Source organism: Paenibacillus sp. SZ31, assembly GCF_012912005.1.
Classification (GTDB): Bacteria; Bacillota; Bacilli; order Paenibacillales; family Paenibacillaceae; genus Paenibacillus.
In genome coordinates, this window is record NZ_JABBEA010000001.1 from 332,297 (window position 1) to 350,989 (window position 18,693).

At 47.3% G+C, this 18,693-nt stretch carries 11 protein-coding genes; 1 reads left to right on the plus strand and 10 read right to left on the minus strand.

The genetic code is table 11. The features are described 5' to 3' along the window. Positions 1 to 56 precede the first annotated feature (56 nt). Positions 57 to 539: a MarR family winged helix-turn-helix transcriptional regulator gene (locus HF638_RS01550; protein ID WP_145319214.1), complete on the minus strand. Its 483-nt coding sequence runs from the start codon at positions 537 to 539 to the stop codon at positions 57 to 59. 270 nt (positions 540 to 809) lie between these two features. Between HF638_RS01550 and HF638_RS01555 the strand changes: the two genes are divergently transcribed. Beyond that, positions 810 to 1,925, plus strand: a complete 1,116-nt coding sequence (locus tag HF638_RS01555; protein ID WP_169478581.1) for an FAD-dependent monooxygenase — start codon at positions 810 to 812, stop codon at positions 1,923 to 1,925. 147 nt (positions 1,926 to 2,072) lie between these two features. On the opposite strand, the gene HF638_RS01560 is transcribed toward HF638_RS01555, so the two are convergent. The 9 genes from HF638_RS01560 to HF638_RS01600 all read right to left on the minus strand — a co-directional run bounded on the left by HF638_RS01560 (position 2,073) and on the right by HF638_RS01600 (position 18,537). Beyond that, positions 2,073 to 2,303, minus strand: coding sequence for a hypothetical protein (locus HF638_RS01560; protein WP_169478582.1), 231 nt, complete (start codon positions 2,301 to 2,303; stop codon positions 2,073 to 2,075). Between the two features lie 210 nt (positions 2,304 to 2,513). Further along, on the minus strand, positions 2,514 to 5,090 hold the full coding sequence (locus HF638_RS01565; RefSeq protein ID WP_169479123.1) for a beta-mannosidase: 2,577 nt from the start codon (positions 5,088 to 5,090) through the stop codon (positions 2,514 to 2,516). A gap of 91 nt (positions 5,091 to 5,181) precedes the next feature. Beyond that, positions 5,182 to 6,765 carry a helix-turn-helix domain-containing protein gene (locus HF638_RS01570; protein WP_169478583.1) on the minus strand — a complete coding sequence of 528 codons (1,584 nt, stop codon included), beginning with the start codon at positions 6,763 to 6,765 and terminating at the stop codon, positions 5,182 to 5,184. Continuing rightward, positions 6,762 to 8,543 carry a cache domain-containing sensor histidine kinase gene (locus tag HF638_RS01575; RefSeq protein ID WP_169478584.1) on the minus strand — a complete coding sequence of 594 codons (1,782 nt, stop codon included), beginning with the start codon at positions 8,541 to 8,543 and terminating at the stop codon, positions 6,762 to 6,764. Before HF638_RS01575 ends, HF638_RS01570 begins: the two co-directional genes overlap by 4 nt. A 30-nt stretch (positions 8,544 to 8,573) precedes the next feature. Beyond that, on the minus strand, positions 8,574 to 9,449 hold the full coding sequence (locus tag HF638_RS01580) for a carbohydrate ABC transporter permease (protein WP_169478585.1): 876 nt from the start codon (positions 9,447 to 9,449) through the stop codon (positions 8,574 to 8,576). 15 nt (positions 9,450 to 9,464) lie between these two features. After that, the gene (locus tag HF638_RS01585) at positions 9,465 to 10,346 is read right to left on the minus strand and encodes a carbohydrate ABC transporter permease (protein WP_062833683.1); all 882 of its coding nucleotides are present in this window, start codon (positions 10,344 to 10,346) and stop codon (positions 9,465 to 9,467) included. A 101-nt stretch (positions 10,347 to 10,447) separates the two neighbouring features. Next, positions 10,448 to 11,761 carry an extracellular solute-binding protein gene (locus HF638_RS01590; RefSeq protein ID WP_169478586.1) on the minus strand — a complete coding sequence of 438 codons (1,314 nt, stop codon included), beginning with the start codon at positions 11,759 to 11,761 and terminating at the stop codon, positions 10,448 to 10,450. Positions 11,762 to 12,019: 258 nt separating this feature from the next. Next, on the minus strand, positions 12,020 to 14,104 hold the full coding sequence (locus HF638_RS01595; RefSeq protein ID WP_169478587.1) for an acyltransferase family protein: 2,085 nt from the start codon (positions 14,102 to 14,104) through the stop codon (positions 12,020 to 12,022). Positions 14,105 to 14,769: 665 nt separating this feature from the next. Continuing rightward, complete coding sequence (locus HF638_RS01600) at positions 14,770 to 18,537, minus strand: LAGLIDADG family homing endonuclease (RefSeq protein WP_169478588.1); 3,768 nt, start codon at positions 18,535 to 18,537, stop codon at positions 14,770 to 14,772. Between the last annotated feature and the right edge of the window lie 156 nt (positions 18,538 to 18,693).

Here is an 18,693-nt window from a genome sequence, read left to right on the forward strand (position 1 = left end):
AATTAGGGACGAACTCATGAGGACTGACGTCTTCGAACCATCAAGTCATATATGGACTACCGATGAATCTGTTCAAAAGACTTCATGTTCTCCAGCAATTTCAGCTCAATTTTCTTCAGCATGCCGAACATCTGCTGTTGCTCTTCCTCGGAAAGTGCTTGCAACAATTCCCATGTCATTCGGCCGCGATTCGCATTAAGTGTCTTGGCGAGCTGCGTACCCTCATCCGTTAGGGACAGCCACACAATTCTACGATCTTCTTCACTGCGCACACGCTGGATCAACCCTTCTGTTTCCAGTTGATTCAGTACAATGGTGGTTGCGCCGGAAGACAAACTGAGTTGTCTGGCCACATCCACTGCCATGCAGCGTTTTTCACGTAAAATCATGCCCAATATATGACTCTTTGTCGGATTCAGTTTGCAGTTGGTTTCGGTCTTCTGCTGCTGATCCAATACTTTATTTTTATATCTGAAGAAGGCCTCCAACAATTGATCTACATTTGCCAATTGAGAGTTTCGCTCCGTATCCGGGCTCATAAACGTTCCTCCTGCCTTTCATCATAACCTACCTTTTATTGTAACATATTTACACTATTATGTTTGTGAAAAATGCGCTTGTTTGGTATACCCTATACTTGACCGGAAGACTTGTGTTTTATTTTGACATACACCTATTGCTTTCTTGCGATGGGTTTGTTTATAATAATTTATACCTTTAAGTTACTTTTAGTTATTAAATAATTTTATTAAACCTGTTGTTATAAAGTAAATAAAGCGTCACCATTATATTGCAAGGGACTTATGCACATGAATCAGAATACACAATCTCAACTTAAAACAGATGTTTGCATCGTCGGTGCTGGTCCTGGCGGTGCTTTGCTTTCGTATTTACTGAATCAAAAAGGGATCTCCACAATTCTCATTGAGCGGCAACCGCACCTGCACAAGTCGTTTCGCGGGGAGTTACTCAATGGGGACGGCGAAGCGATCCTAAGTAAACATGGCCTCTATTCACTCGTCCAGGAACGCGGAGCGCTACTCTTGGAGCAGATTCAGTATTGGGAAAATGGTCAAATTATTCATACGGTATCACCGGGTAATGGAGAATCCCATGTTGGTATTCATGTACCCCAAGACCATCTTCTGGAAGCCATCGTATCGCATGCTCAGCAGCACAACTCCAATGAACAAGTATTGTTTAATACCATCATGACTGGCTTGCTACGAGACAAAAATGGCCAGACCGTTGGTATTAACATTCGGCAGAATGGCGTTCCTGCCTCCATCGAAGCATCCGTTATTGTGGGTGCAGATGGCAGATATTCTGCTGTACGCAAACATTCCGGCTTGAACCCCGAGATCCGCAAGCACGGGTATGACCTGTTATGGGCGCGCATTCCGGCACCCTCAGGATGGGAACCAGCTGTTCGGATGGCCAGTATGGATGGGCAACAGCTTGCGCTGTTCTCCCAATTCGGCGGTTATGTTCAGATCGGATGGAACATTCCCGAGGGAGCATACTCCAAGCTGCGACAGCAACCGATTGCTCCATTTGTAGATAAACTTGTGTCCGCATTTCCTTGCCTGTCTGATTCTGTAGCTGCCAACATTCAGAGCTGGAGTGATTTTGTTCTGTTATCTGTCGAAAGCAGCTATTGCCAATCGTGGGCACAGGATAATGTAGTACTCATCGGCGATGCCGCTCATACGATGACGCCAACCGGTGCGTTTGGATTGAATGCAGCGCTCGAAGATGCAGATGTGCTCTCGGAGCTGATCGTTCGGATGGCTGCGGATCAATTCGAGTCCAATTCACAACTTCAGGAACTTCAGACGATTCGCGGGGCAAAAGTTCAACAGCAACTTGCGAGACAAGTAGAGATGGAATTTTCTTTCCAGCAGCGTTATGAATCCTTTCTTTAAAGCCCATTAAACCGGATAAAATAACCGATTAAGCTTCAGACAGGATACAAATACCTCCCAAATGCCCGAACAGCCGATCACTTCCTCAAGAGAAGAATCGGCTGTTCGACTTATTGGAATTCTTTTTTATGTAATTCATAACCTTCTTCATTTTCGTTTGCGCGGAGCAAATGAGTCTTCTCTGGGAGCCTCTTCTTGCCCAGTATCAACGCCCTTCTGATTGGACAGCAAGCCTTCTTTTTCATATATCGCTTTCTCCAGATTGCTTAAGCGGCGCAGTACTTGTTTGCTCTTACGAACAATATATACAATACCAATGATCAACAGAATCAGCACCAGAATGAATATAATCATCTCCGGAAAAAAGATAAATGACATGAATCCACCTCCTTTGAGAACGATTTCTCTATAATATTCTAACCTTAATGTACCAAGATGTGAACCCGACTGGAAGTTTCGCTTGTGGTGTAGGAAAAAAACAGCCTGACACGACGACGGTATCTTCTCACTTGGTCCAAAAGTAAAAAGGTGGCATCCCTGATCAGGAATACCACCTTAAACCTTGAATAAGGATCGACGTCTGTTATCTCACCCTTCTCTACCGTTTATGGCACTAACACGAAGTTCCGTCAGCGGCAGAGACGACTGCTCTGGATGACGAAGTCTCACTGTTCGACTCTCACCAGGGAGCAGATCAAAATAATTGTCACTGAATCTCATACGCCCAAGGGGAAGTTCCAGCTTCACCAATCGTGCTATCGCACCACTGGCCGTAACCGTTACAGACTGTTCCTCTTCGTTCACATGCACACTCAATTGAGACTCTGGCAATGTCACATCCTTAGGATCACGCAAGAAGTACCGATTGATTGGCGCCGCAAACCCTTCGGATACCAACTCAATCATCACTTCCTCCGCACGTCTGCCCTGTAGCACCTCTGCTTCAGTTAATTCAGCAATACACAGTGAGGATTGTGATATGACTTCAACAGCATGTGTGCTGGAATAGATCTTCTCTCCATGCAATTCATAGACATTGAGCCGCAGCTGCCCTTTCAAGACGTCACGTGTATCGTTCACGACCCACAACGCAAGCGGCTCACCCGGCTCATGTTCCAATGACAACAGGACAGGATGAAAGAATATTTTCCCATAGTAAAAGGATGCCTTCGGCAACAGTTCATAGTCGATCATGGACCAGCTTGTCCCCGGCCAACTATCGTTCAATTGCCACACGAGCGCACCGCTATTACGATGATTGATTCGCCGGAAATGTTCAATCCCATAGCGTAATCCTTCTGCCTGTGTCAGCATGGAATAGTTCATGTACTCTTCTATATTTTGCGGGATGCCTGTGTAACCCTCCATCAGCAGAATACCTTTCTGGTGATTGGTATCCTTGTTACGGTAGGCCATCTCCGGACTGCCCCAGTAAAACTGCCCTGCGGGCATATTTTTCTCCAGCGTGTAACGATTGGCCGAGGCATGCATACCGAATTCACTACTGAACAATGCATGATCGTTTTTGTAATTTTTGAACGTCACACCTTCAATGCTATAGTCAAGCAGCGGTGACTCTCCATGCTTCCTCGGATAGACCGACCCGTGCCATACCTGCCAATTGTGGCGATCCCCTACATCCGGATCATTGGCATCCTGACCATTGCTGTCCCCGAACGGAGAAGAAGGCCAATACGGACGGGACAGATCCAGTCGTTCCAGTACCTCAGGGATCAGCTCATGATAGATCAGTTCACCGTAGAACGGGCTGGTTATATCTCCACTTGCAGACTTCATATCATAGAGCCAGTCTATCTCATTATTACCACACCAGAGGGCGAGCGAGGCACGGTTGCGAAGGCGCAAGACATTATTTTCTACCTCTTGCCGTACATTGTCCATGAAATCACGATTAAAGTCCGGGAACAATGCATTCGCGAATGCAAAATCCTGCCAGACCAACACCCCTTGCCGATCACACTCATCGTAGAAGACATCCTTCTCATATATACCACCCGCCCAGACACGAAGCATGTTCATATGCCCTTCCACCGACAACTCGACAAGCTCACGATAGCGAGAGTTCGGGATGGCGCCAATCAGATGATCAGCCGGAATCCAGTTGGCTCCCTTGGCGTAGATCTTGACTCCGTTCAGGATAAAAGCAAATGCATCTTCACCCCGTTCATTGTGAAGAGCCAGCTCAATCGTTCGTAAACCATAAGGCTCGCTATAACGATCCACCTCAACGCCATCTGCATGCAATGTAACCTCCAGTGTATACAGGTATGGCTCACCCAGATCATGAGTCCACCATAACTGTGGTGACATAACATTCAATGTGGTATCCGCTTTGCCTCCCTCTACGGGTAGTTCAGTGGCACATGCCACCTCCATACCGCTACGATCCAGTAGACGAACAATACAGGACGCAACCACAGCCTGCTCTCGCTTCTGTCTGCTACGGAAAGACAAGACAGATTTCACATCTGCCGTGACACGCAAAACAGCCATCTCAGTACTGACTGATTCCGTTCGAGCATACACACTTTCCAGCTTGGTGATTGTTCGTTTTTCCAGCCTTACCGCACCCCAGATCCCCACCGTAACCATACGTGGCCCCCAGTCCCAGCCAAAGTTCATCGCCGCTTTACGCAACCATGGCCGTTCCTTCGTATACGAGGACCAGTCGAAGGTCTCTTTGTCCCGGTGATGCAGGTGAAGCGGATCAAACTTGACAGCAATCGCATTCCAGCCGCTACGTACCAGAGACGTTACATCAAATGTATGTGACATGAGCATATTGGCCGTTCTTCCAACTTCATGGCCGTTCACGTAGACCGTTGCAAACGTATCCAATCCTTCGAACACCAGTTCCAAATGTTCCTCCGTCTCTGCATCTCTGACCAGATTGAAGGTTGTGCGGTACCACCATTCCTTCTGCTCGATCCAGCGACTTTTGGCATCATTATGTCCGTAGTAGGGCGGGTCGATGATACTGCGCTCCACCAGTGCGGAGTGTACATCACCTGGCACCTCAGCCCCAATCCAGAAGCGATCATCCAGTGCAGCAGCTGCCACATCCATTGCCCGCTTCTCTCCAACTTCGAAATGCTGTATCTTCCATTGTCCTGATAAATCCTGACTTGAACTATGGATCTTCATCATTACACCCTCACTCCCCAAGAGCCCTGAGTTAATACCACATCGAAAACGTTTGCAGAAATACAAAATATGTTTCGTAATCCGCTCACTTCTAACTTCCGGAAGGCTTGAACGACAATGCCTCCTCGCGATATTCACTCGGGGTCTTGCCCGTATGTTTTTTGAACAGCCTGCTAAAATACTTTACGTCTTCATAGCCGCTGATGGCAGCGACTTCACTGACCTTCGCTGGAGACACCGCGAGCATATCCATCGCTCTTCGTATACGCATATCGGTGACAAAATCACCGAAGGTCACACCCATTTCTTTTTTAAAGAGTTCACTGAGATGACCTGGATGCAAATGAACATGTCCGGCTACCTGCTGTAAATTAATATCCTGCGCCAATGAAGATTCAATATAACCAATGGCCTTTTGCACATGTGCAGCCTGTCCCTGACCCATTCGGCTATGATAGGCATGCATCAGACCATACAGATGATGGAACAGCATATCCCCGAGTTCCACAGCGTCTGCATCCGGTTCTGGCAGCCAAGGTTCAAGCCTTGCAGATTCTTCACGTCCTATGGCTCTCATCGTGCGGGTCAGCCAGCGATGGCCTGCAATAACCGCAGAGTGTAGACAAGCACTGAACGATTCTGGCGTGACTTCCGGTTCTTCCATAAGATTAGCCACAAGTTCTCGCGTCCATGTCGTTAACGTGACCGAATCATTATCCAGCAGCAACGTGCCAAGTGTGGTCTCCTCTTCGTGCGTAAGAACGGTTTTACCACCTTGACGATCTTGAACATGCTCATAATGCCATATTTTATAATCCATCAAACCTCGATATCGGAATGCAGTTGAAGCAGTTCTATAGCTCTCGTGCAGATCTGCAGATCCACGAACAGGCAGACCTATCGCTGCGCGCAGGGTGCACTTCAATAATTGCTCCACCCGACTTAATGCACTCTCCAGCCTGAACGGATACTCCTGTTCAACAGGTGGCCATGAGACTACACAGATAATTTGCTGTTTCTCTACATGAGCAATGGCACCAGGTAGCACATCCTCCAGGGTATTCTGCACCGCAAATCGTAATAGTGCATCTGAGGATCGATCCCAGCCCTCTGCTCGAAGAACCATGACTTGTCTGAGCATCTGTGCATCATTCAAACCATTAATCGCTTCCTTCTGTACACCAGACTGCAAGAATGATGGACAAGGGCCAGAAGCAATATCACCATCAATGATCCATCCGGCAAACAGCCTCTCTCGGTTCTCCCGCATAAGCTTTCCCTCTCTGGATTTCTCTGCCCACCGTTCTGTGATTCGCTGTTTGGCCTGTAACACAGTCTTGATAATCTCTTCCGGCTTGCTTGTTTTGAGCAGATAATCCGTAACACCTTGGCGAATCGCCTGCTGGGCATAAGAAAAGTCATCGTATCCGGATAAAATAATGACTTCCAGCTCAGGTAGCAGACGCAGACCTTCTTCTGCCAGTTCCAGTCCTGATCTGCCTGTCATCCGGATATCCGTCATCAGGATATGTGGGCGTTCCTCAGCCATGCGTGTTAACGCCTCCTCTGCCGAGGCAGCAGGTTGAAGAAGCTCAATTCCGAGTTCATGCCAAGCGATGACGCTGGCAAGCCCTGTACGAATGATCACTTCATCATCAACAATTAATAGTCTCATGGCGATCCCTCCAAGATTGGAATGGAAAACGAAATCCGGGTACCTCCACCAATCCGGCTGTCCACTTCGAGCTGTGCATCCGGTCCATAATGTAGCAACAGTCTCTCATTGACATTGCAGAGTCCATAACCTCCTTGGTTTAGGTGTCTTTCCGGCTGTTTTCCTTTCCATTCCCTAATGCTTATCCTTAATTGCTCCAGCCTGTTCGGCTCCATGCCGACACCATCATCCAGCACCAGCACATTCATATGTTCATTATTCGAATCCTTTCGAATCATAACGGTGATCGTGCCCATGCCCGCTTTGGGCTGAATGCCATGAATCATCGCATTCTCAACGAGCGGTTGCAGCAACAGCTTCAACATCATTCGCTGCTCAAGCGCTGGATCTACGATATAATGCAAGACGAATTGATCTGGGAAACGAATCGACTGCACACGCACATAATGTCGGATATGAGCAATCTCCTGTTCCACAGGACAGTAATCCCGACCATTATTCAAACTGATGCGCAGAAAATCACTCAGGCCCTCCACCATATCCGCGATTCTCTTCTCTTCAGACATCAGGGCAATCCAGTGAATCGAAGAAAGAGTGTTATACAGAAAGTGCGGGTTAATCTGCGCCTGAAGTACTCGGAGATCTGCTTCTTTTTTGCGAGCTTCACCGCGAATAATCTCTTCCTTCAACAACTGAATATGTGCACCGAGCAGATTGTAACTCTCCCCCAGCCTGCCGATCTCGTCATCACTTTCAGACCGAAACAGAGGAAGAGGGCGTTCCGGATCAATTCGGGACAGATGCCGGGTAAGTACACGAAGCGGCCTCGTCACACGGCGGACGGTAAACCAGACCAGTCCAGCACTGATTGCAGCAGACATGGCAACGGCGCATCCGGTCAGAATAAGGATATACCGATTTTCGGACTTGTACTGGTCGTATGGAACAGCTCCAACCAACGTCCAGCCCGTCAGTTCTTCGGGATAATAGAGCAATGTCCGTTTATCCTCACCACTGCCATACGTGGTTGTCCCGCTACCAACATTTTGAATTAACGGTGTGACCCCTGGTTCGACATCCTCCAGTTTAAGTCCAAGCCGGGATTTGTCCATGGAAGACAAGATCTCTCCCGAACTGCCGATGAGTTCCAGTCTGCCTTGCCCTCTACCCAATCCCAGAGCAGCCCATCCTTTGGATATGGCCTTCTCATCCAGACTGATCGCCAGCCATCCGATAGGTCGATAATCATGGATACTACGGATCGGTCGAACCAATGTGATCACATTTTGTATACCTGCATAATTCTGAACTGGATATACTCCAGTCCATTTTTTCACCGCTTCTCCGCTCGGTACAGGTGGATAAGATAAGCTTGAATTATTGGATTCATACCAGGTAGCCGTAGACAATGTGGCATCGAATCGGCTTGGATATATGGCGATGTTCGCAATATACTTCTTGGAAGCCGCCAGATTGGTCATCCTGCCCAGGATATCCACCCGGTCTAGCTCATGATCTTCATTGTGGCTAAGATACTGCTGGATGTCCCGTTCTCCAATCAGGAAAATAGACAGGTTCTCGGCATCCTGCAACATATAACGGAGATTTGCTTCTACCTGTTTCAGCGTATCCATGCCGGAAAGCTTTGTTTTTTGCTCTGTGATGCGGGAAGAGATCAGAAAGGCGAACAGGCCCAAGGCCAGCAATGGCACAATCATTGAAGCCGTCACGACGACCGATAGCTTCCTTTGTAACGAAGATGTGAGCCAACGTGCCAAACGTTTCTCCTCCTCTGGATGCGCTTTCGCTTACCCTTTGACTGCTCCGGCAGTCATACCTTTCATAACCTGTTCCTGGAATATAAGATACAGAATAATGGTTGGAATGACCGACAGGGTCATGGCAGCAAGCGTTAATCCGTAATCCGTCTGGTATCCATCTGCAAAGTTCGCAATCGCCAGCGGTAGCGTTTTCAATCCAGTTTTGTTGATGAACACAAGCGCAAATGAAAAGTCATTCCACGCATGCAGGAAACTCAGGATCGTAACCGTCGACAACGCAGGCACAGACATGGGCAGCATGATTCGGGTAAATAGCCCCCATAGTCCTGTTCCATCAATAAAAGCCGCCTCTTCAATGTCACGTGGAACACTCGTTAGATAGGCAGTAAGCACGAAAATAGCCGTAGGCAAGGCAAAGGCCGTATACGGTAAAATTAATGCCCAGTACGTATTCAGCAGGGACATCTGTTTCATCAGAATAAATAAAGGGACAAGCGTACTATGAATCGGAATGAGCATGCCTACGACAAAGAAAGTCATGATTAACCCTTTCCAGCGAAACTGGAAGCGGGCCAGGATGAATGAAGCAAGCGCTGCAATAAACAGCGTCAGAATTAATGATCCGACCGATACAATGAGTGAATTTCCAAAAGCGGTCCCTAGCTTGGAGCTTTCCCATGCATTGCCAAAATTGGCTACGTTCCAGTTTTCCGGCAATCCAAAAGGCCTGCTATAGAAATCTTCATTCGTTTTGAACGCACTAATCACGAGCCAGTAGAACGGATACAATGTTAAAATACCATAGACCGTCAGCAGCGTCCAAACAATTCCGCTGCGAAGACGTCGAATGGGATGATCCGAGCCACTTCGTGGTGATGGTATGGTTACAGGTGTTGCGCGCATGTCAGTTCCCCCTCTCTAATGGTTCTCTTTTCGTTTGCGACTGGTTACCCACTGGCTTGTTCCGATCAGCAGAAGCGAGATCAGTACGATGGTTGTCGAGATGGCACTTCCGAAGCCATAACGGTATGTGGTAAAGGTGGAATTGTACATATACGTAGCGAGTAGTTCTGTGGCATGCGCCGGACCACCCTTGGTCATGATGTAGACCAGATCGAATGATTTGAGGCTACCCGAAATACATAGAATGATCGCAACCTGAACCGTTCCCCAGATCATGGGCAAAGAGACCGAGACCAGCTTCCGAATTCCTGAAGCACCGTCTATTTTGGCAGCATCATGAATCTCGCCAGGAATATTTTGCAGAGCTGAGATAAAGATAATCAGATACAACCCGACAAAGCTCCAGAGCAACGGCGGTACCAACGAGAATATCGCGATTTTGTCATCGGATAGCCATTGCAGCTTCCAACTCTCCAGCCCCAGTGCATCCAGCAAAAAGTTCAATATCCCGATCTGTGGATGATAGATATACTGCCAAATCATACCGATGACCACCGTGGATAACACCATTGGCAGAAATACGGCTGAGCGCAAAAACCGCTGTAATGGATTGCTTTTGTGTAAGATGACCGCCAACATCAGCGCTAACGGAATTTGCCCAAATACAGATGCCAGCACAAAAATAACGTTATTTTTCAGTGCCCGCCAAAATACAGGATCATGCCAGATCTCAATGTAATTATCCACACCAATATATTTGGATGCCCCGATGCCGGACCAATTGAAGAACCCGTAGTACGCTGACCACACGACCGGTACAAATACAAACAATGCATAAATGATGACTGCCGGGGCCAGCCCCAGCATAATAAAACGTCGACTTCGCAGTGCGTTCATCTGTTCACTTCCCCTCCCTGAATGCCTTTCCCAACTTGCAACTGACTATCTCAGCCATACCTAAAACCCCTCCCCTGCCGGGAAGGGGTTCTGACGAATCGTTACTGACTAACAGCATTGGCTTGAGCCGCCTGAATCTTAGCCGCAATGTCTTCGGCCTTGCCGCCCATAAGCAACTCTTGTAATGCATTATTAATAACCTCAACCGTTGCCGATCCCAGCTTGGAATCGTATACCGGTGTAATCTTCACTTCCTGCATCAGATCATATAATTCAACGAACAATGGATGTGCCTTGGTTTTGTCCAGATCAATCTTGTAACTCACCAATGTGCTACTATCCAATGTGGCCTTCTGACCGTCAGGTCCTGCCAGCGCGTAGAACAACTCCATCGCTGCCTCTTTTTGTGCACCGCTCAGCTTCTTACTTACACCCAACCCGGTTCCCACAACACCAGATGTTGTTCTTGGTTCACCCTGACCTCCGTCCACTGGAGGAAGAATCGTAATATGGGTGTTATTCAACACTTCTTCAGGTGCATTGTTCACCAGGTTCGCCAAGGCCCATCCGCCGTTCATGACCATGGCTGCCTTACCTTGGAAATAAAGCTGCATCATCTGTGTCTCGTCAATACTGTTGAATCCATCCTGGAATGCTTTGGTGTTGCCAAGCTCCTGCATCTTATTCAAGGCTTCAACAAATTGTGGATCGGTAAAGCTTGCACCCTCTTGTGCTGCCGCTTTCAGGAACCAGTCTGTGCCGGTGATCCGGTCAGCCAGTGTACTGAATATTGTCGATTGCGCTACCCAGTTGGCCTTGTTACCAAGCGCCATGGGAATGACTTTATTTTGATTAAATGTGGCGATCGCCTGTTCCAATTCCGCCCACGTCTCAGGTACTTTCACGTTGTACTGTTTGAAAAGTGCTTCGTTATAATAAATGAAGGAACTTGGTGCCAGATTCATAGGCACGGAGTAGATGTTCCCGTCCAGGGTATATCCATCCAGTGCATTCGGGATAAAGTTATCTTTCCACTCCGGCTTCGCGTCCAGCTCTGCATTAATGGGCTGTAACAGGTCACCTTTTACGAATTCCTTCGTCATGGCATCCGGCCACATCACGAACAGATCTGGCATCTCGTTGGCAGCTGCCACCGTGCGAAGCCGGGTTTTGAGACCATCTGTTGGCAAGCCTTCATCCACAACTTCAATGTCTGGATGCGCCGCGCGAAAATCTTCAATAATTTGGCGCATTGCAACCGCCTTTGCATCCTGTCCGGTCCAGTTGTGCCAGAGTGTGACGGTTACTTTGTCATTGCCGCTGCCTCCTTCTGAAGTGTCCCCACCAGCACAGCCAGCAAGAATAATGGAGAACAACGCTATTGCCAGGAAACCCGAAAGCCATTTTTTCAACATCTCTATAATCCCCCTCGGCGATTTGAATACACTTATTGTAAATGGTAACGCTATCATACCGTAAGGTGACGATCCACGGATGCAGGGGTGAAAAATATCGGTTCCCCTATTTGGAACTTACTTTGTTGACTTACTGTTCGTAACATATAAAAAGAGCTCTCACCATTGAGAGCTCTTTCTTGTTGCAGCCATCGGCAGCTTACACCCAGGCCATATATAATGTATAAGTGCTAATTCTTATTGAAAATGGATTAGTGATTATTGAATACTGTTCTTCACCAGTTCTGCAAAAGCTTCCGATCCTTGCGTAGTGAGATGCACGCCGTCTTTTTCGAAATATTCGTCATGTCCTTCACTTGCACTGTTCCAGTCAATCAGCGAGACATTACTGTATTTGGATGCAGCCTCATTCAAAGCCCTGTTCACCGTTCGTTCCCACGGACGAGGTACGCGCACAGTAACCAGATATACATGATCCTCATCCTTCAGATAATCAAGCACAGCATTCAAGTTTTTGGAGTTAAAAGAACCATTTGTTCCAAGCTCCAGCACCACTTTGCTGCCCATTTGGTTGTTTCGCTTCAAGCCTTCCAATACATCGGCAGCCTGCCACATCTGACGGCCGACATGTCCGTCCACATGCACTCCCGATATACTCTGCTCCAGATACGGTTTAGCATCCAAAATCACGGAATCTCCAATGACCGTATAATGAACCTTGCCGTCCTCGGCAGGAGGAGCCGTGTCTTCATCTTCCTGAGATGAATCAGGTGCATCATCTGTACCATCGGATTGGTTCACTCCAGCGTCGTCCGGAGCCTCATTCTCGTTAGTCACGGAGTCATCAGACGTCTTGTCATCAGACTGACCATCCTTGCCCGAATTTGCTAAAGCGTTCTGGTCGTCAGGTTTCGATTCTGGAGTAGACTCTCCTGTCGGCTTCTCATTTTCCCCCGAATCATCTTTTGTTCCTGCTTCCGGTTTATGGCTATGAGCATCGTTCTTTTGGCCAGAGCCTGACGTCGCTGTAATCGCTGGTACAACATCCTGTCCCTGTTCCTCTGCTACGGAATTCTCTCCATTCAATGTGTTGGACATTGATACCGAATGGGAGTCAGAATTCGCTGCATGGGAGACCATCATCTGAGTTACCGTATAAGACAACAGCAGAATCGTCATCAACAGACCTGCCCGCTTCCACCACACATTACGTATACCGATCGATGACCGCCCTCTTCCCCATAAACGGGACCAAGAATCACGGAACCCGTTGTATCGGATCGGGTTTTCAATATATTTAAGAGACAATGAGGCCAGTACAACCGTTGCAGCAACCTGTAAAATGATTCGCACAGGATGTGCTCCTCCCGTATCCACCGCGGGATTCGTTAAAATAATGACAGGATAATGCCACAGATATAATCCGTAGGATCGCTCTCCGATCCAGCGTAGTGGCTTCGCTCCAATAATACGTGCCAGAAAAGACGATGGGTGAGCCAACACGGCTACCAGCAACGTCGTTGCGATAGCCTGAAGCACCATGCCCCCTTGATATAGAAACGGATCATATTCACTGCTATTCAGCATCATATAGATCAATAGTGCGAGCGCAGCCAGTCCCGACACATCGAGCACAAGCCGGTTCATGCCAGGCAGAGAGTTCGACAGCTTGCGACTAGGCCACACCACCGCAAGAGCAGCACCTGCCAGCAGTGCGAATGCTCGCGTGTCTGTTCCATAATATACACGGCTCGGGTCCAGATCCGGATTATACATGATGGCCATTGCGCCAGCAGACAATTCAGCTGCGACAACAATGAAGACGACCAGCCATCCCTTTCTTTTGAACACTACGATTGCTGCGATCAGTAGAAGAGGCCATAAGAGGTAAAATTGCTCTTCCACAGCCAGTGACCAGAAATGTCCAAAGGGTGATGGCGGGCCGAAACTTTCGAAATAGGAAACGTTGTGAAAGATATACCACCAATTACTTATGTATAATACACCCGATACGATATCACCACGAAGCGCAGCGAGCCGGGATGGATCTGAACAGGCTAGCCAGATCATCACCACAGCTGTCATGGTCAGCATGCCTGGAAGCAGACGCCTTACTCGCCTTACCCAGAAATCGCCGAGAGAAATGCGTCCATGTTCCTGCCACTGTGACACGAGAATATCTGTGATCAAATATCCTGAGAGAACAAAGAATATCCCTACACCGAGCAGTCCACCCGGAATAAAATCCAAATTCAGATGATACGCGATTACCGCAAGTACAGCGATGGCTCGCAAGCCATCCAGTCCGTTCATATGTCGCTTGTTATTAGGCGATTGTGACATGCATGCCCCTCCTTGTTACTGTGAGTCAACAACATCGGTGTTGGGGGCATAAAGGAACTCCTGATCGTTCTGGTTGTCATTAACATACGTATTGCACCTTCCATCTTTCATTTACAACATAAGAACAGCTTCTGATCGAAGCCCTATCCGATGATGCTACATTCTGGGTGAATTCTATAATCTTAAAGAAGACGTTTCGCCTATCCATTAAGTTTTAATCATTACGACATTCTTTATATTAATCGTGGGTTCACGTTTAGCATTATACGCTCGAAATAAGCCTCATACTTTACAGTAATAGTTACAAACGATTAAACCGATGTAACCTTTCCTGCCAGCTCATACAGCTGTAAAATCATACTCTAATTTTGTCGTTAAATATAGTACTTTTCATCGAGTGGCTAAAATTACCTGACCCGCTTGCGCAAACCAGCATACCCACGCACACATCGATTGAAACAATTGAATTCATAGCAAAAGGCCGCCGACTTGCTCAGCAGCCAATATCCATTATAAACCTATGTCAGACCGGATTGAAAGTTTTGCTCATAATTGCTTCTTCTTGCCTAGGACCCAAGTTAGTTAGCTAAATCACAAAAAGGCATTCCTGACTTCATGATGGATCCATGGAACGCCTTTTCTCTTTTACTTTTTTCAAAAGATATTTAATTGCATTTACTGTACCCACAGTTGCTGCATGTTTTGCAACCTTCCACATTCATCAGGGATGCCGAGCCGCATGAAGGACATAAATCTCTCGATTCGGTAAAGGTTTTCTGATCCTCCACTTTTGGATACGTGCTCTCCACTTGATTCTGTTCTTGTAATGCTCCAGTTTCATTCTCCTGCACATCGCTCTGTACATGACTTTCCAATGCTTTGGCGACTGCATCTGCAATCGACTCCACCCGTTTGGCACCGAAGCCGATCGCTCCCGAACCGCCAATACCCTTGAGATGTTTGATCAACAGTTCAACCTTGTGCCCGTGATCTCCGTATCGCAGAAACAGGGAGCATACCCGACCGAGTGCCTCAGCCATCGCGAACACATCCGATCCTGCTTTGCCCACGTTCAGGAAAATTTCACCCGGGGTTCCCTCCAGATCATTGATCGTAATGTAAGCCATACCGAATGGCGTATTGATTTTGTATGTCGCACCGCGCAGTACCTGAGGACGGCTTCTATATTGTTTATCCAACACTTTAGCAGACGGAGAGGTTTGATCGGAAGAAAGAGCCCCACCATCAACCTCGCTAGTGAAAGATCCAACACCTGCCTGCCCTCCGATATTATTCGGGTTATCTATTGCAGATACGACATTCTTCTCTCCTGCTTCCACCGTGTTCTCATCTTCGATCTTGGTCTCTTCCTTCTTCGACGTGGACAACACCTGCACATCCCTGCTACCATCGCGGTATATCGTTACTCCCTTGCAGCCAAGATCGAAGGCTAATTCGTACAGCTCAGCTGTATCCTCCACTGTAAAATCAGCCGGACAGTTGGCCGTCTTTGAGATTGAGCTATCCACCCATTGCTGGATCGCAGCCTGCACCCGGATGTGATTCTCAGCCGACAGATCCATCGCCGTCACATAATAGTCTGGTAATGCTTCACCCGGATGTTCATCCAGCCAATCTTGCGCAATCGGTACGAACTGTTCATCATAACCTAGACGGCTTTGACGAAAATACTTGAAGGCGAAATACGGCTCAATACCTGTGGAGGTGCCCACCATCGTACCTGTACTTCCCGTTGGCGCCTGTGTAATCAGTGTGACATTTCGAATGCCCTGTTTACGAATGGCCTCTCCCACTTCAGGGTACGTCGCAACCATGTTTTTCATGAATCCACTCTGTAAATACGGTTCAGCTTCGAAAGCTGGGAAAGCTCCCTTCTCTGCTGCAATCTCTGCCGATGCCAGATAGGCCTCCTTCGCCATGAATCCATACAGTTTATCCAGAAATGCAAGAGATTCAGGACTGCCGTATCGAATACGCAGCTTAATCATCAGCTCTGCCAGTCCCATCGTGCCAAGCCCCACCCGGCGTTCACGCTGCTGATTCAGTCTGTTTTCCTCAAAATGATACGGTGTTGCATCGATGACATTGTCCAAAAATCTAGCCGAGATCCGAGTGGTTTCCGCCAGTTCATCCCATGCCACATCATGATTCGTCTCATCGTAGAATTTGGACAGATTGATCGCTGACAGATTACATACACCCCAGCCAGGCAAGCCTTGTTCCCCGCAGTTATGAGCAACAATTCCACCAGCAATCAGGGAGTGAGTCACAGGCTCAGTTATGTCATATACAGTAACTTGCTCTCCCTTTTCTATTGTTTTGACTTTCGACATAAACTTTTCTGATTTTCTAGATGGTCTGGCGATTCGTTCTAAAGCATGCTGTTTTCTTGTTACAAATTTAAAACCAATCTTCTCTTTAAACGTAAGTAAGTTGTTCCCTGACACGACCAATTCATAGAAACCATTACTGGAATATGTCCTGTGATCTCCATCTTTTGTTGTGTATTTAAACATGGCTTGTGATGACTTTGGGCGTGCGTAAATAGAGCTGTTGATTCCATAATTCAGCAAAAGTAGCTGAACGCCCTGCAATAATTTCTTGGAAGATGAAGTTAATCTTGCTGTACGATGCATCTCATCTCTTTCGTATACAGTGCCATCCGCACTAAATAAAGCCTGTAAAAAAGCGGTAATGGTTTTCTTCGAAGAAGTAAATATTATTTCTGGAACTTCCTTCTCAGGTCCTTTAACTGCCTTCACACCTAATCTTAGAATTTCTTCAATCAGCTTTTTACGCCACCAATACACTTGTTTTGTTCCATTCGTTCTTTGATACACTTTTGCTCTTACGCCTGATATTTTTTCTCCAGCATCAATCAACTGTGGAATAACTTCCTCATCCTCTGCACCAAAAACCATACCAACTTCACCACGCTTAGAGACCCAACCATCTCCGGTTAACCATCCCAGGAAAAGTCCCCATTCCTCTCCTAGCTGATCTTCATTGGCAAAAGCTCCCTCGGCTGATTGGATATAGATATAGTCTTCCAAAGTCAAGTCTTTAGCTTGTTTCCAACCTGAATCAGTATATAACTGATGATCAGATGTCACGTTAATTTCCAATCCATTTTGAAGGTGAACTGTTAACGTCTCTTTTATTCCGGTTGGATAAACGCTTGCTGTTCTCATATGCAATCCCGGAATTTCATATGATCTGCCACCTACAATCTTTGCCTGCTCAACAAGACGATGATCTGTTCCAACTAGAAATGATTTGCCTGCTGTCCGGTTATATAGTTCTTCTATTGTTATAAGGCCGTATTCAGTTGTAATTCTGGTCTTTGGATGAAAACAAGGATTAGTACAGATGATCGGATTAAAGTACCAACTGTTGGACATCTGGTTGTAGTACTCCATGAATACCACACCAGGCTCTGCCGATTTCCATGCTGATTCAATAATGGTATGCCAGATTTCGCGAGCCTTCAGCGTCCGATAGTGCACGACCGAATGACCTGCCGCTTTCCACTGCTGCATATCCCCATTCCACTCGGTGTCATAGTCCGGATCGTTCGTATCAGGGAACACCAAATCCCAATCTCCGTCCTGCTTGACAGCCTCCATAAATGCGTTGCTCACACATACAGACAGATTGGCATTGGTCACCTGCCCCATCGTTTGTTTCACGGTAATAAAATCAAGCACATCCGGATGCCAGTCATTCATCATGAGCATGAGCGCACCCCGGCGGCTTCCACCCTGTTCAATCAGTCCAGTCGTATAACTGAACAATCCGCCCCACGATACGGAACCGCTGGATGATCCGTTGACACCTTTCACCACCGCTCGGCGAGGACGCAAAGAGGACAAATTAATGCCAACACCTCCCCCACGTGCCATAATCTCCGTCATCTCGGTCAAGGTTCTCATAATGCCACTCCGACTGTCTTGCGGAGACGGGATGACATAACAATTGAAGAGTGTCAGCTCATCGCTTGCTCCCGCACCCGCAGCAATGCGGCCTCCGGGTACTAACTTCCAATCTTCCAACACAGAGCGGAACTTGGACTCCCACGTTGCCCGCTGATCGGCTGTGGATTCGACAGAAGCCATCGCTTTGGCAAGACGGTTCCACATCTCTTCCGGAGTTTTTTCTATGTTGAGTGTCAATTTCTCCACGTTTGTCTCGATGATCTCTCCGCTTCGAGTCCTTACCTTTACAAGCTGACCCTTACGTTCTATGATTTCGCCCACTTCCTTGGTTGGGAACTTGGGATCATCCTTCGTTAATACCAATACAACATCCCCGACCTTGGCATGATTCGAATCAGCGTCCTTCCAGGCGTATCTGTCCAGAAATATTTTTTCGCTGAGTCCTTCTAATTGGTACGATCGTTGGTTCGATTTCATCGCTACGTTCAACCTCCCCAGAATAAAGCTCCTTTTTCACTATACAACTAAAATATGATAAAACACCACATATAGTGATATGAATTAAGTATATTACACCATATATTGATTTTCCATGCGACTTTTATCATAGTCCATCTTCATAGACTCCCCATG

Bases quoted from the DNA above. Each gene is read 5' to 3' on its own strand.
- HF638_RS01590 (WP_169478586.1), bottom strand. From the start codon at position 11,761: ATGTTGAAAAAATGGCTTTCGGGTTTCCTGGCAATAGCGTTGTTCTCC.
- HF638_RS01600 (WP_169478588.1), bottom strand. From the start codon at position 18,537: ATGAAATCGAACCAACGATCGTACCAATTAGAAGGACTCAGCGAAAAA.
- HF638_RS01550 (WP_145319214.1), bottom strand. From the start codon at position 539: ATGAGCCCGGATACGGAGCGAAACTCTCAATTGGCAAATGTAGATCAA.
- HF638_RS01555 (WP_169478581.1), top strand. From the start codon at position 810: ATGAATCAGAATACACAATCTCAACTTAAAACAGATGTTTGCATCGTC.
- HF638_RS01565 (WP_169479123.1), bottom strand. From the start codon at position 5,090: ATGAAGATCCATAGTTCAAGTCAGGATTTATCAGGACAATGGAAGATA.
- HF638_RS01585 (WP_062833683.1), bottom strand. From the start codon at position 10,346: ATGAACGCACTGCGAAGTCGACGTTTTATTATGCTGGGGCTGGCCCCG.
- HF638_RS01560 (WP_169478582.1), bottom strand. From the start codon at position 2,303: ATGTCATTTATCTTTTTTCCGGAGATGATTATATTCATTCTGGTGCTG.
- HF638_RS01595 (WP_169478587.1), bottom strand. From the start codon at position 14,104: ATGTCACAATCGCCTAATAACAAGCGACATATGAACGGACTGGATGGC.
- HF638_RS01570 (WP_169478583.1), bottom strand. From the start codon at position 6,765: ATGAGACTATTAATTGTTGATGATGAAGTGATCATTCGTACAGGGCTT.
- HF638_RS01580 (WP_169478585.1), bottom strand. From the start codon at position 9,449: ATGCGCGCAACACCTGTAACCATACCATCACCACGAAGTGGCTCGGAT.